Raw genomic sequence first — 18,119 nt, 5'->3', positions numbered from 1 at the left:
GGTGTCGCTCACAGTCTAGGCAAGAGAGGCCGAAAGGTGCTCTCTAATATGCATATGATTTTTTCATGATCGGCGCATCATATTGTCACATAAGGCGTATATAAGATGTCTGATGCGAATTTAATGGAAGAATCTTTCATCAATGGATCTCGACAAGATCGATCTCAATCTTTTGCGGGCCTTGCAGGGTGATGGCCGTCTGTCCAATGCAGATTTGGCGGCCAGCCTTAATATCTCGGCTGCGACGTGTCATCGACGCACCCAACGGCTGTTTGAGCAGGGGGCTATCCGGCAGGTTCAGGCGCAGGTCGAGCCAACCTGTGTCGGGCTTGGAGCACTGGTCATGGTTGGTGTGGTGCTGGATCGTTCGACGCCGGAGAGTTTCGGCGCGTTCGAAGAGGCGGTCAGCGCGCTGCCGGAGGTGCTGGACTGCAATCTGGTGGCAGGCGATTTCGACTACTTGCTGAAAATCCGCGTAAAAGACATGGAGGCTTTCAATCGTCTGCATGGCAAGAAGCTGATCGCACTGCCCGGTGTACGCCAGACGCGCACCTTCTTCGTGATGAAGGAAGTCAAGAACGGCGCACCATTGCCGTTTTGAGGGAGCGCTCAGGCAGCGCAAGAGCTATAAATATAAACGGCGTGAATCATCAAGTGATCCGCGCCGTTTGTATTGTCTGAGGAGATCTTCTGTGATCAACGAATGCGCTTTTCCGTTTCCGGATCAAACAGCATGATGTCTTTGTCGTTGAAGGTGAGGCCGATCGGAGTGCTCAGGCTTCAACACTTCATCATCGCCGCTTTCGATGGTCAGGCGCTCGCCCGTTGGCGCGTTCAGGTAGATATAGCTGATACCGCCAAGGGCTTCTGAAATATCGACCGAATGTGTGGTCGCCGCATGGTCGAGGGCGAGGTGCTTGGGACGAATGCCAACGATGACCTTGGAGCCTTCTGGGGGGACATTGGTCACCGACATGGTGGCGTCGGACTTGCCGAGGACGGGAACGTCCAGGGTGCCGTTGCGCACGGTGCCTTCGACGAAGTTCATGGCAGGCGAGCCGATGAAGCCTGCAACAAAGCGGTTGTCGGGATCGCGGTAGAGATCCAGTGGCGCACCGACCTGTTCGATATTGCCAGCGCGCAGCACGACAATCTTGTCGGCAAGCGTCATGGCTTCCACCTGATCATGTGTCACATAGACCATGGTCGCCCCGATTTCCTTGTGCAGGCGGGCGATTTCAACACGCATTTCGACGCGCAGTTCGGCATCCAGGTTCGACAGTGGTTCATCGAACAAAAAGACTTCCGGTCCGCGAACAATGGCGCGCCCGATGGCAACACGCTGGCGCTGACCACCGGAAAGGGCTTTTGGGCGACGCTTCAGGTAAGGTTCAAGCTTCAGAATCGCGGCGGCGGCATCCACCTTGGTCTTGATCTCGGCCTTGGGGTGCTTGTTCATCTTGAGGCCGAAGCCCATGTTCTCTTCCACCGTCATATGCGGGTAGAGCGCGTAGGTCTGAAACACCATGGCGATGCCGCGGTCGGCAGGCTCTGCGCGCGTCACGTCCTTGGCGCCGATGGCGATGGCGCCTTCGGTGGTTTCCTCGAGGCCGGCAATCATGCGCAGGAGGGTGGACTTGCCACACCCGGAGGGGCCGACGAACACGCAGAATTCGCCGTCCTTGATGTCCAGGTCGATGCCGTGAATGACTTGCACATCGCCATAGCGTTTGACGACCTTCTCCAGCTTTAGTTCACTCATGTCTCAAGCTTCCGATTTCAAAGGGTAGGGTGTTGGGCGGGGCGCTGGTCGGGAAAACGCCAATTTTCCGCCTGTCGGGCTATTTCATGCGCGGTCTGGCGGAGCCGCGGTCCGTATTTTTTCAGTTCCTCAAGCGAGGTTGTCAGCTTGCTGCCGGTGATCGACATGGCACCCAGAATATGGGTGGCGTCGGTCAGGATGGGTGCAGCTACGCAAATGATGCCATGTTCATGCTCTTCACGGTCATAGGCGAGGCCTTCGGCGCGAATATCTTCCAGCTCGCGTTGCAGCGCATCGCGATCCTTCAGCGTCGCGGCGGTGAAGCGGTGAAAGCTTTGCTGGTTGAGCACGGTCTGCAACTGATTCTCCGGCAGAAAAGCCAACATGGCCTTGCCAACGCCTGTGCAATAGGCCGGTCCAACCTTGCCGGCCTGAGAGTACATCTGCACGGGCTGGCGCGCATTGCGCTTGTCGACGTAAAGCACCTGACCGCCGTCAAGCTGCGCCAGGTGGATCGTCTGGCCGAGTTCGTGTGACAGATCGTCAATAAAAGGACGGGCGATCGGGGCCAGAGAGCTTTGCTGCCAGGCATTATGTGCCAGTCGCACAAGCCGGACGCCGGGCGAATAGGTGCCGGTGTGCAGAATCATGCGCCAACATACTCTGGTTGGTGAGGGTCTGAATCAGTCTGTAAAGCGTGGCCTTGGGGTAGGGGCTTCTTGCCTGAATTTCCGCAAAGCGAACAGGCCGGCCGAATGATGCGACAAGATCAAGCGCATCCAATGCTTTACCAACAGTCCCGTCTCCGGTCCTGCGGTCGCTCATATGTCAGTCCTCCCTGCAATTTGTCCTCTCCAGCCGAAGAGGAAGTGTTGACAATGATAGTTCCTCTGATTTTATATATCAATATGCGAAATCAAGTTTCATTATGTGAAACCAGCTTGATTGTCGATGCATTGGGAGGAAAGAATGCGTTCATTTATGAAAGCCTCGGTTGCCGGTCTGGCAGTTGCAGGTGCTTTACTCGCAAGCCCCGCTTGGGCTGATGGTCTGACAGGCGATCTGAAGATCTACATGGACTCGTCCGATCCGGCACCGCGCCAGACGATGACGGACATGATTGCCCGTTTCCAGAAGAAGAACCCTGATCTGAAGATCACGACCAACATCATGGATCGTGAAGCCTACAAGACGCAGATCCGCAACTTCCTGACCGCTGATGCGCCGGATGTGGCCAACTGGTATCCGGCCAACCGGATGCGCCCCTTCGTTGAGGCGGGGCTGTTCGACGATATTTCCGATCTCTGGGATACGCCGGAATTCAAGAACGACCTGAAGTCGACACGCGGTGCGGTGACGATGAACGGCAAGCAGTATGCCGTGCCTTATTCCTATTATCCTTGGGGGCTGTACTACCGTGCCGACATCTTCAAGAAGTACGGGCTGGAAGTTCCCAAGACCTTTGATGAAGAAATTGCCAACTGCAAGAAGCTGCTTGCCAATGATGTCAAGTGCTATGCCATCGGCACCAAAGCTCCTTGGCCGGCTGCTGGCTGGTTCGATTACATCGACCTGCGCACCAACGGCTACGACTTCCACATGCAGCTTGCACAGGGCAAGATCCCGTGGACCGATCCGCGCGTCAAGAAGGTGTTCGACAACTGGGCCAAGCTCATCAAAATGGGCGCTTTCATCGACAACAGCCAGTCTTATTCCTGGCAGGAAGCCATGCCGTTCTTTGTGCAGGGCAAGGCCGCTGAATATCTGATGGGCAACTTTGCCGTGCCGCTGATGCGTCAGGGCGGGCTCAAGGAAGATCAGATCGGCTTCTACCAGTTCCCGAAGATCAATCCGGACGTCAAGATGGCTGAAGATGCACCGACTGATGCCTTCATCATCCCGGCCAAGGCGAAGAACAAGAAGAATGCCCGTGCATTCCTGGCTGTTCGTGGCCTCTGCCGACAACCAGACGATCATCAACGATTCCGATCATCTGGGTCAGTTGCCGATCAACTCTGAAGCCAAGGTCGGGGACGACAAGTTCCTGAAGCAGGGTTTCGAGATGCTCAGCAACGATGCGCCTGCGACGGTCTGGCCCAGTTCTTTGACCGGGACTTCCCGGCACAGATGGCCAAGGCTGGCATGGATGGTTTCCAGCAGTTCATGTACAACCCGGACTACGAAGATCAGGTCATTCAGCAGCTCGAAAGTGCTCGCAAGTCCGTCTACTAAGCGCGACACATTCGATTGAAACAGAACCGGCCGCGGCGCGTCTGCGGTCGGTTCAATGCCTCAGTTCATCGTCCCGTATGTCGCACTTGTCTTTCTTGCCAGAAGGTCTGACCGTTCCCGCCAGAATGGTAATCCGCTGCTTCGCTTGAACGCAGGGGCAGGCTTCATGGTCATGTGTTTCCAAAATCAGGAGGGTCGGCGAATGACAGCCGCCACTGTTGCCGGACCGAGTTGGTTTCGGCGCAATAGCCAGACCATCACGCCCTTGCTCTTTTTGCTGCCCGGGGTGGTGTTCTTTATTGTCTACGTTATCTACCCGGTGCTTCAGAGCTTCGACATCTCGTTTTACAAATGGGATGGGCTGGGCAAGGCCACCTACGTGGGCATGGGAAATTACGCCAAGCTCTATCATGACCCAGCCTTCAGGTGTCGCTCTGGAATAACGTCAAGTGGCTGGTTCTCTATCTTTTGTCGATCCCGGCCGGGCTGGCTATCGCGTTGTTTCTCAACCAAACGGTGACAGGAATCCGGCTTTACAAGTCGCTGTTCTTTTTTCCTTTCGTGATTTCACAGGTCGTGGTTGGTCTTGTCTTCACCTTGGTTCTATGCGCCGTCCTATGGCTTGCTGAACGAGATGTTGAGCTGGATCGGGCTGGGGCCGCTGAATATTCTCGGCAACCCAAATTATGCCACCTATGGCGTGATTGCTGCGGGCCTCTGGCCACAGACCGCCTATTGCATGATCTTATATCTGACGGGCCTCAATGCGGTTGATCCCGAACAGGTGGAGGCCGCGCGCCTTGATGGTGCCAAGGGTCTCAAGATGATGTGGTATGTCATCCTGCCGCAGCTTAAGCCCGCAACCTTCATCGCCTTCGTCGTGACGATCATCGGCGCGCTGCGCTCGTTCGACTTGATTTCGATCATGACCGGCGGTGGGCCCTTTGGCTCGACGCGTGTTCTGTCGTTCTACATGTTCGAGAAATCCTTGTCTGAATACGGCTTCCAGATGGGCTACGGCGCCGCCATTGCCGTTGTTCTCTTCCTGATCATGCTGCTGTTCATCGCCTATTTCCTGTGGTCGATGTACAAAGACGAAAGGGGACATTGAGATGTTTCCGAAACCTATTGAAAAATCTTCAGCCACCTGGCGCTATTCCTATCAGGCGATGTTGCCGGTTGCGCTGTTGCTGTGGCTTGCGCCACTGATTGCAGTGGCGCTGTTCTCGGTCAAACCGGACAGTGATTTTGCTCAGGGCAATTATTGGGGCATGCCGTCGACCTTCGAAGGCTTCGTGAATTATGGCAAGGTGTTCTTTCACAGCCAGATGCCGCGCTATTTGCTCAACTCGTTGATCATCACGATTCCAGCGGTGGCAGGATCCATCATTCTGTCGTGCATGACCGGTTTTGCGCTGGGCATCTATCGCTTCAAGGGCAACCTGTTCATCTTCTTCGTATTCATCGCGGGCAACTTTGTGCCCTATCAGATCCTGATGGTGCCAGTGCGCAATCTGACGATCGGCATGGGGCTTTATGATCACAAGCTGGGTCTGATTCTGTTTCACATCGCCTTTCAGACCGGCTTTTGTACGCTGTTCATGCGCAACTTCATCAAGGCGCTGCCCAAGGCTTTGATCGAAGCGGCGCGGGTCGAAGGTGTCGCCGAATGGCGAATCTTCTGGTACGTCGTGCTGCCTCTCGTGCGTCCGGCTATTGCCGCTCTCTCGGTGCTGGTCTTCACCTTCGTATGGAACGACTACTTCTGGGCCATCGTCCTGACCCAAGGCGCTGGCTCACAGCCGGTAACCGCAGGCATCACCAGCTTCAACGCGCAGTATCAGGCGGCTTATAATCTGATGAGTGCGGGGGCAATCGTGGCCGCTCTGCCGCCGGTTGCCATGTTCTTCCTGATGCAGAAGCACTTCATTGCCGGTCTCACGCTTGGGGCGGTGAAATGATGGTGGCGACCCGACACACAGCACAGAGCCTTGCGTGCTGGCGTCTCGACACTGCCGTGCAGACGCTTGTCGTCTGCGCGCGGGGCGAGGCGATGGCAGAGGTGATCCATTGGGGCGCTTCGTTGCCTGCCGGAGAAGATCTGGAGACATTGGCACGTATGGGGGAGGCAGACCGTACTGGCGGCAGTCTTGACCAACAGCCGCCCTTGTCTATCTGTCCGACAAGCGCGACCACGTTTCCCGGCCATCCGGGAATTGTGCTGCGCGGGTCTGATGCACGGTCTGTCACGCCGGACTGGCGGCTGACCGACAGTCTCAGCACGCCGACCCGTCTGGAGTTGACCTATACTGATGCCGGTCATGGTCTGACCTATCGGGCGATCTTCTCCACGCAAGCCGACAGTGATCTGATCGTGGCGCAGGCGTTTGTTGCTGCCGAGGTGCCGATCTGGCTGGACTGGCTGGCCGCGCCGGTTTTGCCGGGGCCGCAAACCGCAACTGAGATGGTTGATTTTTCTGGCCGGTGGTGCGGAGAATTTCTGCCCGTGACGACGCCCTGGAGGGCGGGTGCACGGCTGCGTGACAACCGCACCGGCCGCACCGGCCACGAATATTTCCCCGGTCTGATCCTGCCTGCTCAAGGTACGCGCAACACGGCAGGCGAATGTCACGCCCTGCATTATGGCTGGTCGGGGGGACATCGCATGGTGGCCGAAGAATTGCCGGATGGGCGTCGTCAAGTGCAGTTCGGCAATGCCTTTGGCGGAGAGCTGGACAGCGGTACTCAGTTTGAGACGGCAAAGCTCTATCTTGCCTACAGCGAAAGCGGTGAGAATGGCTGTTCGGTTGCCTTCCAGACGCATCTGGCCCGCCATATTGCGCCCAAGGTGATCTCGGCCAGCGATCGCCCGGTGCATTACAACTGTTGGGAGGCGATCTATTTTGATCATGATATTCCGGCCCTGAAGGAGATTGCAGAGCGCGCCAAGGCTCTTGGGGCGGAACGCTTCGTCCTTGATGATGGCTGGTTCATGGATCGCAATGACGACACCACGTCTCTGGGAGACTGGCGTGTTGATCCGAAGAAGTATCCTGATGGTTTGACCCCGTTGATTGATCATGTGACTGGCTTGGGGATGCGCTTCGGGCTTTGGTTCGAGCCGGAAATGATCAATGAGGACAGTGATCTGTTCCGTCAGTATCCAGAGTGGGTGCTTGGTCCGGCTGAACAGGTGCGCGGCCGCAATCAGCTTGTTCTGGATCTTTCACGCGAGGATGTGCGCGACCATCTGTTCGATTGTGTGACGGCTCTCCTGTTAGCTCATCCAATCGATTACGTGAAGTGGGATCACAATCGCATGTTGCCGAGCGGGCCGGACGCAGCGCAGACGCGCGGCACATGGGCGCTTTTTGACCGGTTGACACAGGCATTTCCGGCAGTCGAATTCGAGAGTTGTGCGTCGGGCGGGGGGCGGATCGATTTCGGCATTCTGGAGCGGTGCGGACGAGTTTGGTTATCTGACAGCAATGATGCGTTGGAGCGTTTACGCATTCAGTATGAAGCTGCCCGTTTTCTGCCGGCAACTGTCACTGGCAGCCATGTTGGCCCAAGGGTGTGTCATACCTCGGGCCGGGTGCTGTCGATGTCGTTTCGTGCTTGGGTCGCGGCAAGCCGTCACATGGGGTTCGAGATGGACCCGCGCGAGTTGACGGACGATGAAGCCGCCGTGTTGACGTCGGTGACAGGCTGGTGGAAGCGCAATCGTGATTGGCTTCTGTCGGCGGGCATTTACCGGCTGGACACGCAGGACGCAGCGCTTCTGGCAGAACAGCATATCGCTGAGGATGGCAGTCGCTTTGTCGTTTTTGCAGGCCAAGGCAGCGGTTTCTACCCAGATCCTGCCACGCCCGCTGAGACTGACCGGACTTGACCCGGCTGCACGTTACCGGGTTGATTTGTGCACGCGTGACCAATTGCCCGGCCTGTCGCATGGCGCGCCCGCGTTAAAGCAGGGGCCGTTGGGGGTCACCGGCAAGACTTTGATGCGCATGGGGGTGACCTTGCCATGGTCCTTCCCGGGAGAGATGCATGTTCTGGATGGGGTAAAACTTTGATGAAGGCGAGAGGCATCCTGTCGCCTGGACGAGACACGCGATGATCCTGTCGTGAACCAATGAGAGACATCCGCCGCCACGTTGATGTTTCCTGTCGTCACGAACGACAAGACGCAAGACCTGTGCAATGACGTGAGGTTGGGTGGGAACCGAAAATGAGCAAACTAAAAAACTCAAATGGATCGCTGTGGACTGGGGCACCTCGCATTTGCGGGCCTGGGCAATGGGAGCTGCCGACGAGGTGCTGGCTGAAGCAACGTCAGATGCCGGAATGGGGCAGATCTCTGCCAGTGATTTCGCCACCGTGTTTTCGGCGCTCGTTGATCCCTGAGCTAAACGAAGCCGAGGGACCTGATCCGGTGCTGGCTATCGTCTGTGGCATGGCCGGGTCACGGCAGGGCTGGATCGAGGCTCCCTATGTTCAAACGCCGGCCGTGCCTGCGATGGAGGGACTTGTGCAAGCGCCGACCGGTGACGCAAGGTTGCGGGTTCTTATTATTCCGAGCATCAGTCAGGCGTCGCCGCCTGATGTCATGCGCGGTGAGGAAACCCAGATCGCCGGTTTTCTGAAAAACCGTCCTGAATATGAAGGGGCACTGTGTCTGCCGGGCACTCATACCAAGTGGGTGGATATTGCCAAGGGGCGTATTGCAGCCTTTCGCACGGTGATGACGGGCGAATTGTTCGCCTGTCTGGGCGAGCACACGGTGTTGCGCCATTCCGTCGCCGATGATGGCTTTGATCAAGCCACGTTTGAAGAGGCTGCCGGGAGCACCCTCAAGGAGCCCGCGCTTCTGTCGACGGCCTTGTTTTCTGTGCGTTCGCAAGGCCTCCTGACAACCGTCGGGCACGGTCAGGCACGAAGCCGCCTGTCAGGCCTGTTGATTGGCGCGGAACTGGCAGCCACACGCGGATACTGGGAAAACCGGGAAGTTGTGTTGATCGGTGCCGGCAATTTGAGTGCGCTCTATGAGCACGTCCTGAATGCCAATGGCAGCCGGGCAGTCGTGATGCCGGGCAATGACATGACGCGGGCAGGCCTGATTGCCGCCCATGAAAATCTGAGGGAGGACATCTCATGAGCAGATCGTTGATTGCTATCCTGCGGGGCTTGACGCCAGCAGAGGCCGTGCCGATGGCCGAAGTGCTGATCGAAGCTGGCATCGACCGGATTGAAGTGCCGTTGAATTCTCCAGACCCGTTTGACAGCATTGCCCGCATGGTCAAGGCCTGCGGCGAGCGGGCATTGATCGGTGCGGGAACGGTGCTATGTGCGGAAGATGTGGTGCGTCTGCGGGATGCTGGTGGCAAGCTTGTTGTATCGCCCAATATGGATGTTGATGTGATCCGCCAGACCAAGCTGCTCGGGCTGCAAAGTTGGCCGGGTGTGTTGACGCCGACAGAATGTTTTGGCGCGCTCAAGGCCGGGGCAGATGGATTGAAGATCTTTCCGGCGGGCAATCTGGGCATGGACGGCCTCAAAGCTATCCGGGCCGTGTTGCCAAAGGAAACGCAGATCTTCATGGTCGGAGGGGCTGGCCCCGATAACTTTGGCGAGTGGTTGAAGGCCGGAGCCAATGGCTTTGGTATTGGCTCTGCGCTCTACAAACCGGGCCGCTCGGTGGATGAAGTTGCCACCATCGCCCGCACCATGGTCGAGACCTATGATGGAGCGGTGTCATGAGCCAGACGCCTTATGATGCACGCGTGTGCGAGTTGGGCGAGGGAGTGCTGTGGCATCCCTTGCGCAAGGAATTGTTCTGGTTTGATATTCTTGGTCACAAGCTGTTGTGGAAGAGCGAAGCGCGCACTGGCGAGCATCAATTCGACACCTATGTCTCGGCCGCGGGATGGGTTGACGAGACACGACTGCTGATCGCCTCTGCCCGTGCCTTGTTCACCTTTGATGTCGACACCGGTGAGCAGGTGCATGTGTGTGATCTTGAGGCAGACAACGCTATCACGCGCTCCAACGATGGCCGCGCTGATCCTTGGGGCGGCTTCTGGATTGGGACCATGGGTCTTCAGGCGCAGTCCGAAGCGGGCACGATCTATCGCTATTATCAGGGCGAACTGCATGTCCTGTTCCCCAAGATCACCATTACCAATGCGATTTCCTTTGCGCCGGATCGGACGTGTGCCTATTTCGCTGATACCAAGATCGGGAAGATCTACCGGGTGGCGCTTGATGGCGTGAGCGGATTTCCGACTGGCGAACCGGAGGAGTTTCTGGATGCGTCGGCGGAAAGCTGGGGCCCGGATGGGGCTGTTGTCGATGCGCAGGGGAACCTGTGGAATGCCCAGTGGGGCGCATCGCGCGTGGCTTGCTATGCGCCAGACGGTCATCTGATCAAAAGCGTGCCGGTTGGCGGTCACCATGCAAGTTGTCCAGGTTTCGGTGGATCAGATCTCACGACATTGTTCGTTACCACGGCGTGTGAAGGTTTGAGCGCCGAAGTTCTGGCGGCAGAGCCGGGCAATGGCTGTGTCTTTGCCGTGGCTGATGCGGGCAAGGGGCAGGCTGAACACAGGGTTATTCTATGAGCGCAGGACAGACGTCTTCCCAAAGGACATCGCAGAAGTTGGGCGTTTGCTATTATCCCGAACATTGGTCGGAAGATGTGTGGGCAGAAGATGCCTGCCGGATGAAAAAGGCAGGCATCACGCTGGTACGCATCGGTGAATTCGCCTGGTCGCGGTTGGAGCCGCGTCCGGATGTGTTCACCTTCGATTGGCTTGATCGAGCCATCGACGTGTTGGGCAAGGCGGGACTGGACGTCGTTCTGGGAACGCCAACGGCTACGCCGCCACGTTGGATGGTCGATAAGCACCCGGATATGTTCGCACTCGATGAGAGTGGCCATGTGCGTGGGTTCGGCTCACGACGTCATTATTGCTTCTCTCACGAAGGCTATCTGGATGAAGCGCGTCGGATCACGCGTATTCTGGCCGAGCGGTATGGGCGCAATCCGTATGTCGTGGCATGGCAGATGGACAATGAATATGGCTGCCACGATACAGTCGTGTCGTGGTCTGCTGCGGCGACGAAGGCGTTTCGTGGTTGGTTGGAAGCCCGTTACGGCAGCATCGATGCGCTGAACGAGGCTTGGCGCAATGTTTTCTGGTCGATGGATTATGCGGGTTTTGACGAGATCAACTTGCCCAATCTGACGGTGACGGAACCGAGTCCGATCCATTCGCTGGATTTTCGTCGCTTCAGTTCGGATCAGGTGGTGCGCTTCAACAAGGCGCAGACGGATATTTTACGTGCGCATTCGGATGTGCCGCTGTTGCACAACTACATGGGGCGCGAGACGGCGTTCGATCATTTCAAGGTAGGAGCGGATCTCGATATCGCTACCTGGGACAGCTATCCGATCGGCTTTCTGTCTGATCGGGTGGAGGCGACGGACGAACACAAGGCCAAGTATCTGCGGCAAGGCGACCCGGATCTGCAAGCCTTTCACCACGATATTTATCGTGCCGTCGGGAAGGGGCGCTGGTGGATCATTGAACAGCAGCCGGGGCCGGTGAACTGGGCTCCTTACAATCCGGCACCGCTGCCGGGCATGGTGCGCGTGTGGACGTGGGAAGCTATGGCGCATGGCGCTGAAGCTGTCTGCTATTTCCGCTGGCGTCAGGCCGACTTTGCCCAGGAGCAGCAACATGCAGGCCTTTTGCGGCCAGATAGTGCACCGGCGCCGGGGTTGCGCGAAGCTGAAATCGTTGCCCGTGAATTGGCCGAGGCGGATCTGCCCGACCCCAAGGATATTGGGACAGCTCCCGTCGCACTGGTGTTTGACTACGAAAGTGCCTGGGCTTGGGATGTGCAGCCACAAGGGGTGGACTTTGACTATTTCCGGCTGACCTTCGAGACATACCGGGCGTTGCGCAAATTTGGCCTCTCGGTCGATATTCTGCCTCCGGATACCACGGATCTGACAGCTTATAAGATTGTGCTTGTGCTAGGACTGATGCAGCTTGGAGTTAATCTCAAGGCGGCTCTTGATGCCTTTGAAGGCACTGCGATTCTGGGTCCACGCACCAACAGCAAGACCGAGAACTTCGCCATCACCCTGCCATTACCACCCGGCCTGCCGGGCATTGACGCGGTGGTGTCGCTGGTGGAGAGCATTCCGCCTACGGTTCAGGTTGACGTGGCAGGCGGGGAGCATTTCGACACTGGTTCGAGCATATGGATTTGAGCGCAGATGCAGACTCAGACGCCGGGGTGGCATCTCTGACCACGACTACAGGACAGGCGGCGGTGCTTGAGACGCGAACCGCCGCTGGTGGCACCTTGCAGTATGTCGCGGGCTGGCCGGATGAAAAGTTGTTTGATCGCATCCTGCGCGGCGCTTGCGCTGTTCGTTCCGTTGTGACCGAGGACATGCCTGAAGGCCTGCGCCGTCGTACGCTTGGCGACCGTGTGATTTACACCAATTATTCGGCACACTCCATCACGTATAACGGATGGGAGATCGAAGGGCCGGGCGTTTATCTCGCCTGACACGGCCTGAAATAGAGGTTTGCCGAAAAGAGGCCGCCTGATCTGATCGGGCGGCCTCTTGTTATTTGCGGGGCGTGTGGTTTTACTCGGGCCGTTCAGGGCAGATCGGCGAAGCCATCTTCATCTGGCAGTTGTTGACCTGAGCGCTAGTACGGGCGTTGTGAGAGGGTGCGAAAACCGGGTGTCGGCAATGCCCATATCCGTTTGATGGGGGCCTTTGTTGCAGGCCAGATTGGCCCCGAAACAGGCTTTGAACATCAAATAGGGTGGTTGCCACTCCACCACCTTGTCCATGGCTGCACGTACCGCAGAAAACTGGGCGGCAACCTCGGCAAGGGGCGCATCGCTGACCAATCCCGACAGCGGCAACGCCAGAAACGCGATCACTTCGCCCCGGTGGACAACGGCCATGCCGCCTTGGTGGGCAATGACGTGATTGGCGGCAATCGCCATATCCTCTTCATTGCCCCCGAAAACAGCTACGTTGTGGCTGTCGTGCGAGACCGTGGCACAATAAGCCCCGTCCCAGTCACCCCATTCGGTGAGATAGCCGGTTGCAGGCACGGCAGGCGCCAGTCCGTGGCGATGGATGAGACTGACGCGTGTGGCGCCCTTCGGAGCAACGACAAGATTGTTCTTTACCGTTGTCACGGCGCGACGCCAGCGGGTAAAGCGTGGCCGGTCAATGGTGGCCACCTCAACACGGGTGTCATCAGGCGCGGTGTGGCTGACCCGGAAGTCGTCTGCGGTCAGCGTTGCTGCCACTTTGACGGAGCCTTGCAGAACCTGCGACGGGGCTTCCGCGACCGGGGCCAGCATCTCGCCATCTTGGGCCACAAGCTGCCCGTTGGCGATAACCATGGCGCAATCGAACTCGGTGGTCTCTCTGAAGAAGGAAATATCTGCACGGCGTCCAGTCCCAAGAATGCCCAGATCGGGACGGCCAAGGCGCGCAGCCGCATTCAAGGTGGCCGCCCGGATCGCCCATTCAGCAGGCATGCCATAGCGCACGAGACGACGCACCACGTCATCCAGCCCGCCACCGCTCAACAAATCGTCCGGAAACACATCATCCGTACAAATTGTGAGGGTCGAAGGCAGGTGTCCGAGTTTGTTAAGTGCAGTGACAAAATCGGGCAACAAATAGTCATGCGAACCGCGCAGCTCGATGGTCAGTCCGGCGCGCAGCTTTGTCATCAGGTCATCAGCGGAGGTCAACTCATGATCGGAGGAAACACCAGCGGCCATGAAGGCATTCAGATCCGCGCCCTCCAGACTGCGAGCGTGACCACAGATCAGCTTGCCACTGGCAAGGCCTGCCTGCACCACGTCGCTCATGCGCGGTTCGCGCTGAATAACCCCGGCCATGTTCATGACTTCTGCCACGCCGACAATCTGCGGGTGAGCCAGCAACTGCTCCAGTTCTTTGCCGCCAAAATCTGCGCCAGCCCGCTCAAGTCCAGGTGCGGAAGGCACGCAGGAGGGGGCGAGAACAAGCGTACGCAAGGGCAGATCCTGAACGGCATTGCAGGCCCAGTCCATTCCGCCAAGGCCGTGCACATTGGCGAACTCATGCGGGTCCCACACCACGGTGGTAACACCGCGTGGCAAGACGGCGTTTGTATAGGTGACGGGGGTGATCATGGAACTCTCGACGTGCATGTGCGTGTCGATGAGACCGGGGGTGGCAATCAGGTCAGACGCGTCGATATGTGCTTCAGCGTCGTCACGGCTGCCGGGCGCATGTACGCTGGCAATCAGCGCGCCGATGAGACCAATATCAGCAGGACGGGTCTCGCCGGTGATACTGTCAAGAATACGCGCGCCACATATCAGTGTGTCAAACGGCTGGTCGCCTCGTGCGGCAGCGACGGCATGGTCCCGCAGGGTGGGGTCGGCAAGGTCGGCGGGTTCTGAAGCGCGGGACGTCATGACTTCGGGTCTCTCTCAAGCGCTTTGAGCGCGTAATTCTTGATGCGGTCGGCATCGGCAGTTTGCGCCCACCGGCAGTTGGCCGGGGTGTTCGGACCGACAGGGCTGACGATGGTGCGGCCACGGCTATGGACACCCGCCAATTCGACCGTTACATGCCGCTCTTCAAAGGTGACGCAAGCGGGATCAATAACGGCGGCGGCGGCGCAAGGGTCGTACAAGGCCATGGCGTCGCGACCACGTTGCGTGGCGATGTCGACATAGCCTGCGAACATATCGGCCAACGTCTGGCTTTCGATGTCGGTTTGCGGCTGGGGAAGGTCAGTCGGGGTGACTGTCACCTGACGGCACAAGTCCAGATCCACCACCTGCAAGTGCGCGCCACGTGCCAAAAGACTGGCGATCGCTTCGGGGTCTGCGAGCGCGTTGAATTCGGCAGACGCGGTCTGGTTGCCGCGTGTTGCCCCCCGCCCATCCAGACAATTGCGCCGATGCGCGATAGCAGGTCCGGCCGCGCCAAAGCCAGGATGGCCAGATTGGTCAAGGGTCCAAGCGCCAGAATGCGGGCTGTGCCGGTGTCTTGTCGCTCCAGCCAGGAACACAGGCCGGACAGCGCGTTGTCGCCCGTGGCCGGAAGTGTTTTCGGCAAGGTTCGTCCGCGCGTCGGAATACCGGTCTCGCCCAGAATATGCTGAGCGCTGATCGGCGCGCCGATAATTGGTCGTTCCGCACCGATGAAGACAGGCATATCCCACCCGAGCAGCGCGTGTGCGCCCGCAGCATTGCGACAGACTTGCTCAAGCGGAGCATTGCCGAAGACCAGCGACAGGCCGTCGATCCTCAAACCAGCCTTTTGCACCATGCGGATGGCCAGAATGTCATCGAAACCCAGATCACTGTCTATCCAGAGGGATGGCGTTTGAACGGTCATGCTCGCGCCAGTGCAGCAGCGCTGGTGATGGGAAGATCAAAACGGATGCGGTCGCCGGCCACACGTGCGGGCAGGGCTGCACTTTCATCCGCCTTGATGCGACCAAGCGGTGTCTCGAGCAAATATTCGCGTGCTTGCCCGGAAAACGCGGCGCCGACGATTGTCCCCTCAAAGGGGCCATCGCCGAGGGGCACCATGTGCGGTCGCCACGCGAAGGCTTCGGCATCCTGCGGGACCGCGTCGCGCAAAGCCACGTGCCCCTGATCTGTCTTCAAGCCCGCTCCATCGCGCAGGAACACATTTTCGAAGCCGACGAAATCTGCGACAAAGCGCGAGGCGGGCGCGTTGTAGACGTCTTCCGGCGTGCCGATCTGCTCGATGAAGCCATCCTTCATGACCACGATTCGGTCCGCCATGGCCAGTGCTTCCTGCTGATCGTGGGTGACGAAGATCATCGTCACGCCGCTCTCGCGTTGCAGGCGTTGCAACTCGGTGCGCATTTCCAAACGCAGACGTGCATCCAGGTTGGACAGCGGTTCGTCAAGCAACAGCACCTTCGGGTTCATGACCAGCGAGCGGGCGAGTGAGACGCGTTGCTGTTGACCGCCTGACAGATTGGCCGGTTTGCGGTCCGACAGATGGGCCAGTCCGACCATGTCGAGTGCATCGCGCACTTGCCGGTCCAACTCGGCCTTTGGCGTCTTGCGCAGACGCAGGCCGAAGGCGACATTTTCGAAAACATTGAGATGCGGAAACAGCGCGTAGGACTGGAACACAAGCCCGACATCGCGCTTGTTGGGGCCGACGTGGGTGATGTCTTCGCCGTCGAGCAGAATGCGACCTGCGGCAGGGCGCATCAGACCGGTGATGGCGCGCATGGTGGTCGTCTTGCCACAGCCCGAGGGACCGAGCAGGGCGATCAGTTCGCCACGATGGATCTCGAGGTTGAGTTTGTCGACGGCAACGGTCGCACCATAGGCAAGCGTCAGATCGCTGAGGGTGAGAAAAGTCTGATCAGACATAGCGTGAGAACCCCAGAAAGCGTTCGGCTAGAAGGACGATGGAGATGGACATCAGCGCCAGCAATGCGGCGAGGGCCGCGATCGAGGGGTCGTAGTTCATTTCCATATAGGAGAGCATGTCGATGGGCAGTGTCTGGACACCCGGACCCGACAGGAACAGGGAGACCGGCACCTGATTGAACGAGGTGACAAATCCCAGGATGAAGGCGGCAAGAATGCCGCCACGAATGTTGGGCAGCACCACCCTGAAGAAGGCTCCGGCGCGCGAGCAGCCAAGCAGAACGGCGGCCTCTTCCATATCCGATCTTAGATTGTTGAGCGAGGCCGAGACCACACGCACCGCATAGGGCAAAATGAGCGCGGTATGGGTCAGGAACAGCGCCAGCGTCACGCCGACATTGAACGGCGTCACCATGTAGCGCATCAGTGCCAGACCAACGATAATTCCGGGCACGATGATTGGAGCCGACACGATGGTGCGGACGACTTCGCCACCGGGCAGACGGTAGCGTGACAGTGCATAGGCAACCGGGATACCAAGCACGAGGGCTGAAAGTGTGCCAAACACGGCTAGGAACATCGACAGACCGAAGCTCGTACGGAAGCTCTCAATCTGGAAGACCTTAATCACCCATTTGAACGAGACCCCTTGCGGTGGAAACGCCAGCGTTGGTCCGTTGTTGAGTGCGGCGGCCACGATGACCAGAAACGGCCCCATGAGGAACAGGGAGACGAGCGTCAGCACGACCCAGGTATAGATGCGAGAGGCTGTCATCGTTTGGTGTTCCTCGCAGTTGACAGCCGCTTGAGCAGCAGATTGGCGGAAAAGCTCATGATGATGAGGATCATGGCAATGACACTTGCCGAGACAAAGTCATTGGAGACATTGACGCGTTGATAGAGCAGTGTCTCCAGCATCAAGACTTTTGATCCGCCAAGAATGGCAGGGGTGATATAGGCCGTCATGGCACCGGTGAATACCAGGGTGCCACCGACGACCAGCCCCTCAGTCGTCAGCGGCAGAATGACCTTGAAGAACACCTGAAACCAGTTGGCTCCCAGAACGCGGGCCGCGGGCACAGCATCCCGTGGCATGTTTTCCAGCGCGCTGATCAGCGACAGGATCATCAATGGCAGAAAGAGCTGCAACAGACCGATGAAAACAGCCGTCTCGGTGAACAGAAACCGGACGGGACTGTCGGCAATGCCCAGATCGACAAGGAAGCGGTTGACGATACCTGTCCGTCCCAGAATGACGATCCAGGCATAGGTGCGTGCAACTGGTGAAATCATCAACGGCATGACGATCAGGCCGGTCATGCGGCCGCGGGCCGCGGGGGACAGGTTGATCACTGCATAGGCCGTGGCGTAGCCGATCACCGCCGATGTTACCGTGACCAGCGCGCCAAGTTTCAAGGTGCGCAGAAAGACGGTCCGGTTCAGGCTGTGGGAGAAGAAGTCGAAATAGGCGCCAACTGACCAGCTCGCGCCGGAGTGAAAGCTTTCAGAGAGCAGAATGCACACCGGAACCAGAAAGATCAGGGTTGCAAACAATGCTCCGGGAAGCGCCAGAGCAAGCGCCTCTGTCCGGTTCTGGAACATGATATTCGGAAGCCTTTTGTCAGGCAGGCGGCACGCGCCGAGAACGGGTGCC

At 58.2% G+C, this 18,119-nt stretch carries 18 protein-coding genes and 2 pseudogenes; 12 read left to right on the top strand and 8 right to left on the bottom strand.

The window, feature by feature from the left end; genetic code table 11:
• Window positions 1-142: 142 nt before the first annotated feature.
• Window positions 143-601 (top strand): Lrp/AsnC family transcriptional regulator, encoded by a 459-nt coding sequence (locus AC0L7U_RS03090; protein ID WP_473693727.1) that lies wholly within the window; start codon window positions 143-145, stop codon window positions 599-601.
• A 123-nt stretch (window positions 602-724) separates the two neighbouring features.
• Here AC0L7U_RS03090 and AC0L7U_RS03085 read toward each other — a convergent pair whose 3' ends face one another.
• From AC0L7U_RS03085 to AC0L7U_RS03075, 3 genes are read right to left on the bottom strand one after another with little or no spacing between them, the layout of a single operon-like run.
• Window positions 725-1,762: an ABC transporter ATP-binding protein gene (locus AC0L7U_RS03085; RefSeq protein WP_473693725.1), complete on the bottom strand. Its 1,038-nt coding sequence runs from the start codon at window positions 1,760-1,762 to the stop codon at window positions 725-727.
• A 17-nt stretch (window positions 1,763-1,779) separates the two neighbouring features.
• Complete coding sequence (locus AC0L7U_RS03080) at window positions 1,780-2,412, bottom strand: IclR family transcriptional regulator (RefSeq protein WP_473693723.1); 633 nt, start codon at window positions 2,410-2,412, stop codon at window positions 1,780-1,782.
• On the bottom strand, window positions 2,354-2,587 hold the full coding sequence (locus tag AC0L7U_RS03075) for a helix-turn-helix domain-containing protein (RefSeq protein ID WP_473693721.1): 234 nt from the start codon (window positions 2,585-2,587) through the stop codon (window positions 2,354-2,356). Before AC0L7U_RS03075 ends, AC0L7U_RS03080 begins: the two co-directional genes overlap by 59 nt.
• A 144-nt stretch (window positions 2,588-2,731) precedes the next feature.
• On the opposite strand from AC0L7U_RS03075, the gene AC0L7U_RS03070 reads away from it, so the two are divergent.
• The 11 genes and pseudogenes from AC0L7U_RS03070 (at window position 2,732) to AC0L7U_RS03020 (ending at window position 12,580) form a co-directional block, all read left to right on the top strand.
• Entirely contained in the window at window positions 2,732-3,781 is a 1,050-nt protein-coding gene (locus AC0L7U_RS03070) for an ABC transporter substrate-binding protein (RefSeq protein WP_473693719.1), read from the top strand.
• A gap of 415 nt (window positions 3,782-4,196) precedes the next feature.
• A pseudogene (locus AC0L7U_RS03065) lies at window positions 4,197-5,105 on the top strand (carbohydrate ABC transporter permease).
• Window position 5,106: 1 nt separating this feature from the next.
• The gene (locus AC0L7U_RS03060; RefSeq protein ID WP_473693717.1) at window positions 5,107-5,955 is read left to right on the top strand and encodes a carbohydrate ABC transporter permease; all 849 of its coding nucleotides are present in this window, start codon (window positions 5,107-5,109) and stop codon (window positions 5,953-5,955) included.
• The gene (locus AC0L7U_RS03055) at window positions 5,952-7,886 is read left to right on the top strand and encodes an alpha-galactosidase (RefSeq protein ID WP_473693715.1); all 1,935 of its coding nucleotides are present in this window, start codon (window positions 5,952-5,954) and stop codon (window positions 7,884-7,886) included. Before AC0L7U_RS03060 ends, AC0L7U_RS03055 begins: the two co-directional genes overlap by 4 nt.
• Entirely contained in the window at window positions 7,813-8,070 is a 258-nt protein-coding gene (locus tag AC0L7U_RS03050) for a GH36 C-terminal domain-containing protein (protein WP_473693713.1), read from the top strand. Before AC0L7U_RS03055 ends, AC0L7U_RS03050 begins: the two co-directional genes overlap by 74 nt.
• Before the next feature lie 142 nt (window positions 8,071-8,212).
• On the top strand, window positions 8,213-8,401 hold the full coding sequence (locus AC0L7U_RS03045; RefSeq protein WP_473693711.1) for a 2-dehydro-3-deoxygalactonokinase: 189 nt from the start codon (window positions 8,213-8,215) through the stop codon (window positions 8,399-8,401).
• Window positions 8,391-9,152 (top strand): 2-dehydro-3-deoxygalactonokinase, encoded by a 762-nt coding sequence (locus tag AC0L7U_RS03040; RefSeq protein ID WP_473693709.1) that lies wholly within the window; start codon window positions 8,391-8,393, stop codon window positions 9,150-9,152. Before AC0L7U_RS03045 ends, AC0L7U_RS03040 begins: the two co-directional genes overlap by 11 nt.
• Window positions 9,149-9,754, top strand: a complete 606-nt coding sequence (locus tag AC0L7U_RS03035; RefSeq protein WP_473693707.1) for a 2-dehydro-3-deoxy-6-phosphogalactonate aldolase — start codon at window positions 9,149-9,151, stop codon at window positions 9,752-9,754. The genes AC0L7U_RS03040 and AC0L7U_RS03035 overlap by 4 nt, the downstream gene beginning before the upstream one ends.
• The gene (locus AC0L7U_RS03030) at window positions 9,751-10,614 is read left to right on the top strand and encodes an SMP-30/gluconolactonase/LRE family protein (protein WP_473693706.1); all 864 of its coding nucleotides are present in this window, start codon (window positions 9,751-9,753) and stop codon (window positions 10,612-10,614) included. The genes AC0L7U_RS03035 and AC0L7U_RS03030 overlap by 4 nt, the downstream gene beginning before the upstream one ends.
• The gene (locus AC0L7U_RS03025; protein WP_473693704.1) at window positions 10,611-12,275 is read left to right on the top strand and encodes a beta-galactosidase; all 1,665 of its coding nucleotides are present in this window, start codon (window positions 10,611-10,613) and stop codon (window positions 12,273-12,275) included. Before AC0L7U_RS03030 ends, AC0L7U_RS03025 begins: the two co-directional genes overlap by 4 nt.
• Window positions 12,272-12,580 carry a hypothetical protein gene (locus tag AC0L7U_RS03020; RefSeq protein ID WP_473693702.1) on the top strand — a complete coding sequence of 103 codons (309 nt, stop codon included), beginning with the start codon at window positions 12,272-12,274 and terminating at the stop codon, window positions 12,578-12,580. Before AC0L7U_RS03025 ends, AC0L7U_RS03020 begins: the two co-directional genes overlap by 4 nt.
• A 120-nt stretch (window positions 12,581-12,700) precedes the next feature.
• On the opposite strand, the gene AC0L7U_RS03015 is transcribed toward AC0L7U_RS03020, so the two are convergent.
• From AC0L7U_RS03015 to AC0L7U_RS02995, 5 genes and pseudogenes are all read right to left on the bottom strand, one after another.
• The gene (locus AC0L7U_RS03015) at window positions 12,701-14,512 is read right to left on the bottom strand and encodes an adenine deaminase (RefSeq protein WP_473693700.1); all 1,812 of its coding nucleotides are present in this window, start codon (window positions 14,510-14,512) and stop codon (window positions 12,701-12,703) included.
• Window positions 14,509-15,443, bottom strand: a pseudogene (locus AC0L7U_RS03010) (nucleoside hydrolase). Before AC0L7U_RS03010 ends, AC0L7U_RS03015 begins: the two are co-directional and overlap by 4 nt.
• The gene (locus tag AC0L7U_RS03005; protein ID WP_473693698.1) at window positions 15,440-16,465 is read right to left on the bottom strand and encodes an ABC transporter ATP-binding protein; all 1,026 of its coding nucleotides are present in this window, start codon (window positions 16,463-16,465) and stop codon (window positions 15,440-15,442) included. The pseudogene AC0L7U_RS03010 and the gene AC0L7U_RS03005 overlap by 4 nt, the downstream one beginning before the upstream one ends.
• Window positions 16,458-17,240: an ABC transporter permease gene (locus AC0L7U_RS03000; protein WP_473693696.1), complete on the bottom strand. Its 783-nt coding sequence runs from the start codon at window positions 17,238-17,240 to the stop codon at window positions 16,458-16,460. The genes AC0L7U_RS03005 and AC0L7U_RS03000 overlap by 8 nt, the downstream gene beginning before the upstream one ends.
• The gene (locus AC0L7U_RS02995; RefSeq protein ID WP_473693694.1) at window positions 17,237-18,067 is read right to left on the bottom strand and encodes an ABC transporter permease; all 831 of its coding nucleotides are present in this window, start codon (window positions 18,065-18,067) and stop codon (window positions 17,237-17,239) included. Before AC0L7U_RS02995 ends, AC0L7U_RS03000 begins: the two co-directional genes overlap by 4 nt.
• Window positions 18,068-18,119 lie beyond the last annotated feature (52 nt).

The organism is Roseibium sp. 10G30-5 (genome assembly GCF_055809635.1).
Note: the sequence above shows the minus strand (reverse complement) of the source record. Positions and strands in the feature narration are given on the sequence as shown.

Coding starts and splice junctions, on each gene's coding strand:
- AC0L7U_RS03090 (WP_473693727.1), top strand. CDS start 143: ATGGATCTCGACAAGATCGATCTCAATCTTTTGCGGGCCTTGCAGGGT.
- AC0L7U_RS03085 (WP_473693725.1), bottom strand. CDS start 1,762: ATGAGTGAACTAAAGCTGGAGAAGGTCGTCAAACGCTATGGCGATGTG.
- AC0L7U_RS03080 (WP_473693723.1), bottom strand. CDS start 2,412: ATGATTCTGCACACCGGCACCTATTCGCCCGGCGTCCGGCTTGTGCGA.
- AC0L7U_RS03075 (WP_473693721.1), bottom strand. CDS start 2,587: ATGAGCGACCGCAGGACCGGAGACGGGACTGTTGGTAAAGCATTGGAT.
- AC0L7U_RS03070 (WP_473693719.1), top strand. CDS start 2,732: ATGCGTTCATTTATGAAAGCCTCGGTTGCCGGTCTGGCAGTTGCAGGT.
- AC0L7U_RS03060 (WP_473693717.1), top strand. CDS start 5,107: ATGTTTCCGAAACCTATTGAAAAATCTTCAGCCACCTGGCGCTATTCC.
- AC0L7U_RS03055 (WP_473693715.1), top strand. CDS start 5,952: ATGATGGTGGCGACCCGACACACAGCACAGAGCCTTGCGTGCTGGCGT.
- AC0L7U_RS03035 (WP_473693707.1), top strand. CDS start 9,149: ATGAGCAGATCGTTGATTGCTATCCTGCGGGGCTTGACGCCAGCAGAG.
- AC0L7U_RS03030 (WP_473693706.1), top strand. CDS start 9,751: ATGAGCCAGACGCCTTATGATGCACGCGTGTGCGAGTTGGGCGAGGGA.
- AC0L7U_RS03025 (WP_473693704.1), top strand. CDS start 10,611: ATGAGCGCAGGACAGACGTCTTCCCAAAGGACATCGCAGAAGTTGGGC.
- AC0L7U_RS03015 (WP_473693700.1), bottom strand. CDS start 14,512: ATGACGTCCCGCGCTTCAGAACCCGCCGACCTTGCCGACCCCACCCTG.
- AC0L7U_RS03005 (WP_473693698.1), bottom strand. CDS start 16,465: ATGTCTGATCAGACTTTTCTCACCCTCAGCGATCTGACGCTTGCCTAT.
- AC0L7U_RS03000 (WP_473693696.1), bottom strand. CDS start 17,240: ATGACAGCCTCTCGCATCTATACCTGGGTCGTGCTGACGCTCGTCTCC.
- AC0L7U_RS02995 (WP_473693694.1), bottom strand. CDS start 18,067: ATGTTCCAGAACCGGACAGAGGCGCTTGCTCTGGCGCTTCCCGGAGCA.